Consider the following 3,390-nt stretch of genomic DNA (forward strand, 5'->3'; position numbering starts at 1 on the left):
TTATGCCGCCCGCCGAACTATGCCGAACGGGTCCGGTATGGCACGTCGTTGTCACGCTGGCATCGTCGATCGCGTGCACGGGAGCCCCGTTCCATTCGGCATAGTCTGGTCGTTCAGAGCGCCTCCAGGAAGGCGAGCAGGCGGTCGTTCGGCTGGAAGCGGGTGCGTTTGCCGCGCTCGTAGGGCTTGAGCTTCGCCAGGGCAGCTTCCTTGAGGGCGAGGTGGGCGTGCAGGTACGTCTGCGTCGTCTCGACCGATTCATGACCGAGCCACAGCGCGATCACGGAGCAGTCGACGCCGGCTTGCAGCAGTTCCATCGCAGCGCTGTGCCTCAGCACGTGCGGTGATACGCTCTTGGCCTTCAAAGACGGGCAACTCTTGTGAGCGACACGAACATGCTTTCCCAGCAGCGACTGGACGCTGTCGGCACTGAGCCGGGCCCCGTGCACGTTGGGGAACAACGCTGTTGCTCCTTTCCGTAACGGTTCCTTGAGCCATGCCTGGAGCGCACACCGAGCGAGTGTGGTCAGCGGAGTGGTCCGCTCCTTCCGCCCTTTACCGACGCATCGTACGTGTGCGCCAGACCCGAGGTGGACGGCATCCCGGTCAAGGCCAGTCAGCTCGGAGAGGCGTAAGCCCGTCTGGGCCGCGACCAGCAGCAAGGTGTGATCGCGGCGGCCAAGCCACGTCGTTCGATCGGGCGCTGCGAGAACCGCCTCGATCTCGGGGCGCGTCAGGAAGTGCACCTGTCGCTTATCGTGGCGCTTGCTCGGTATGGCGAGCACGCGCTGGATCAGCGCACTGTGTGCCGGCTCCTCGAAGGACACGAACCTGAAGAAGGATCGGATAGCGGTCAGACGCAGGTTACGCGTCTTCGCGCTGGCGCCGCGCTTTACCTCGAGATCGGTGAGGAACGCGCCGATGAACGTTGCGTCCAAATCGGTGAGCGTCAGGGCCGATGGGGGCTTCCGCAGCTGCACCTGTGCGAACATGAACAGCAGCCGGAACGTGTCCCTGTAGGAGGCGATCGTGTTGGCGCTAACATTGCGCTGGCGCATGAGGCGCTCGGTGAAGAAGCGCTCGATCAACGTGGCGACATTGCATGCGGGCTTCATGGCGTCACCTCCCACCGCCGATCGAGACGCCGCGCCGCTTCTTCCATCAACTCGGGGCAGGCCGAGAGATACCAGTAAGTATCACGCACGCAGGCGTGGCCGAGGTAAGTGGAGAGCACTGGGAGTTGCTGCTCAACGTCCTTGCCTTCACGATACCAGTCGAGCAGCGTCCGGATGGCGAAGCGATGACGGAAGTCGTGCACGCGTGGCCCGGTGCGATCACCTGGGCGCCGCAGCCCGATCTCTCGGGACAATCGCCAGAAGACGCGATGAACGTACTGGTGCAGCAAGCGGCCTCCCTGTTCGGCAACGAAGAAGGTCGAGCCGCAGCGTGATCCGAGCATCGCGTCGCGCCGGTGGGCGTAGTCGCGCAACGCGGTTCTCGTCGTCGGATGCAATGGCACGAGCCGCGACTTGCCGAACTTGGTCAGCCGGACCGTCAGCACGCCGGCGTCGAGGTCGACGTCATCACGCTCCAGGCCCATCGCCTCGGATATACGCATGCCCGTCACCGCGATCAGCCCGAACAGGGTATGGTAGGTCCATCGGCGCAGCCCGCCCGCTGGCGGCAGAGCCAGCGCTGCCGTCAGCAACGCATCGATCTCCGCGTCGCTGTAGATATAGGGCTTGGCGCGCTTCCATCCGGGCAGCATGCCGACGGGCGGTACCTCCGTTCTCGGATCGAAGTTGGCGACATGGCGCGCGAACCCGCGCACGTCGCTCAATCGCAGCGCCCAGGATGCATGACGATCGGGCGGCAGCGTTGCCCATTCCATTGCCAGCTTCGTCGTGATGATCCTGGCTTTGCGCTTCTCCATGAAGGCGACGAAGTCGGCGAGCCGACGGGTCTGGTGCTCGTACTTGTATCCAAACCCCTTGCGCATGCTCAGGTACTTATCGAGTGCGGCGCGCAGATTGGTCATTGCACGCCTCCCGGCCAGGGCAGGCTCAATGTTCTCAACGCATCGATATCGACCTTCGCGTAAATCCGGGTAGTGTCGTGGTTCTCGTGCCGCAGCAACTGTCCGATCTCCGACAAGGTCGCGCCAGATCGGAGAAGCTCGGTAGCGAGACTGTGTCGGAAGATATGGGCGCCGCGGTGTGCGCAACCTTCGATTCCAACGCGATCGAGGGCGGCCTTGGCGATCATGGTGATCGCACATCCGGAAGCAAACCCGATGTGCGGCGCGAGTGTGCGGACGAACAACCGTCGGCACGACGACTTTGGGCGGCCACTGCGCAGATATGCAACGATGGCCGCGCCAACGTCTGGCGGTATCGGCATCCGTGCACGCTGTCGGCCCTTGGCGCGAACGAGTATCTCGCTGGCGCGCCAGTCGATATCATCGAGCGTGAGCGTCGCGACCTCGTCGGCCCGCAGACCGAGCTTGGCCAGCAACAACAGAATGGCGTAGTCGCGCCGTCCCATCACCGTCTTTCGGTCGCAACCGTCGAGAGCCTGCCGCACCTGTGCGGCAGGCAGATAGGTCGGCAGAGTTGCGAGCTTCCATCGCCGCATCGATGGAACGCAATCCGCCAACGGGCGCGCGTTCAGCCCCCGATGGTGGAGGTAACGGAGAAAGGCGCGCAACGACCAGCACATCGCCTTGCCAGTTCCCGGGCTCCAATCCTGGGCGTGGCGCTCAATGTAGCGGATCACGTCCTCTTGGTTGATCTTGCCCAGGGCGGCGGCGCCGCCGGAGCACACCTCGTGCAGAAACCTGCGGATGACCGGGAGATGGCGTACGATGGACCTCGGGGCCAAGCCGCGCTCTGATCGCAGGTAGGCATCGAACTCCTTGAAGATCCGTTCGTGCGGGGTGAGAGGCGGTAGCACCAACGGCGCGATCGCGCCTTCCTCGCGCAGCACCGACAACCATCGCTTGAGCGCTGCCCGGTCACCGGGTTGGATAGATTGCCTCCCGCCTCGATGTCGGAGGTACCGCTCAACGACCTGCTCATCGAGATCAATCAGCCTATAGCGACGGCCCGCGATCCAACTCAGGAGCCCGCCAACTACGTTGAGGCAACGCCACGCGCCATGCCGAACGAGCCTCTCTTCGACGAGACGAACGGCGTAGCACTCGACGAGCCGTCCGTGCGGCTCGCTTCTGAGACGCCGGTACAGCCGGCTTCTGCCCAAGTACTCTTCAACTTCCATCTTCCTGTTCTCCGCTGTTGACAGCGGAGGCACAGAACGAACTATGCCGAACCGACCAAACGCCGGTCAGCCAGAAAACTGGGGAAAACGACCCGACTCGGCATAGTTCGGCGG

The 3,390-nt window shown here is 63.7% G+C and carries 3 protein-coding genes; all 3 read right to left on the reverse strand.

What is annotated here, in order from left to right:
- Positions 1 to 113 precede the first annotated feature (113 nt).
- Genes QSV46_RS38925 through QSV46_RS38935 form a run of 3 tightly spaced genes read right to left on the reverse strand, consistent with a single transcriptional unit; the run spans position 114 to position 3,276 of the window.
- Positions 114 to 1,115 carry a tyrosine-type recombinase/integrase gene (locus tag QSV46_RS38925; protein WP_314963983.1) on the reverse strand — a complete coding sequence of 334 codons (1,002 nt, stop codon included), beginning with the start codon at positions 1,113 to 1,115 and terminating at the stop codon, positions 114 to 116.
- Entirely contained in the window at positions 1,112 to 2,038 is a 927-nt protein-coding gene (locus QSV46_RS38930; protein ID WP_314963984.1) for a tyrosine-type recombinase/integrase, read from the reverse strand. The genes QSV46_RS38925 and QSV46_RS38930 overlap by 4 nt, the downstream gene beginning before the upstream one ends.
- Entirely contained in the window at positions 2,035 to 3,276 is a 1,242-nt protein-coding gene (locus QSV46_RS38935) for a tyrosine-type recombinase/integrase (RefSeq protein WP_314963985.1), read from the reverse strand. The genes QSV46_RS38930 and QSV46_RS38935 overlap by 4 nt, the downstream gene beginning before the upstream one ends.
- Positions 3,277 to 3,390: the final 114 nt, after the last annotated feature.

Source organism: Bradyrhizobium cosmicum (genome assembly GCF_032290525.1).
Classification (GTDB): Bacteria; Pseudomonadota; Alphaproteobacteria; order Rhizobiales; family Xanthobacteraceae; genus Bradyrhizobium; species Bradyrhizobium cosmicum_A.

What these genes read in the sequence shown, in the direction of transcription:
- QSV46_RS38935 (WP_314963985.1), bottom strand. Translation starts at nt 3,276, where the DNA reads ATGGAAGTTGAAGAGTACTTGGGCAGAAGCCGGCTGTACCGGCGTCTC.
- QSV46_RS38930 (WP_314963984.1), bottom strand. Translation starts at nt 2,038, where the DNA reads ATGACCAATCTGCGCGCCGCACTCGATAAGTACCTGAGCATGCGCAAG.
- QSV46_RS38925 (WP_314963983.1), bottom strand. Translation starts at nt 1,115, where the DNA reads ATGAAGCCCGCATGCAATGTCGCCACGTTGATCGAGCGCTTCTTCACC.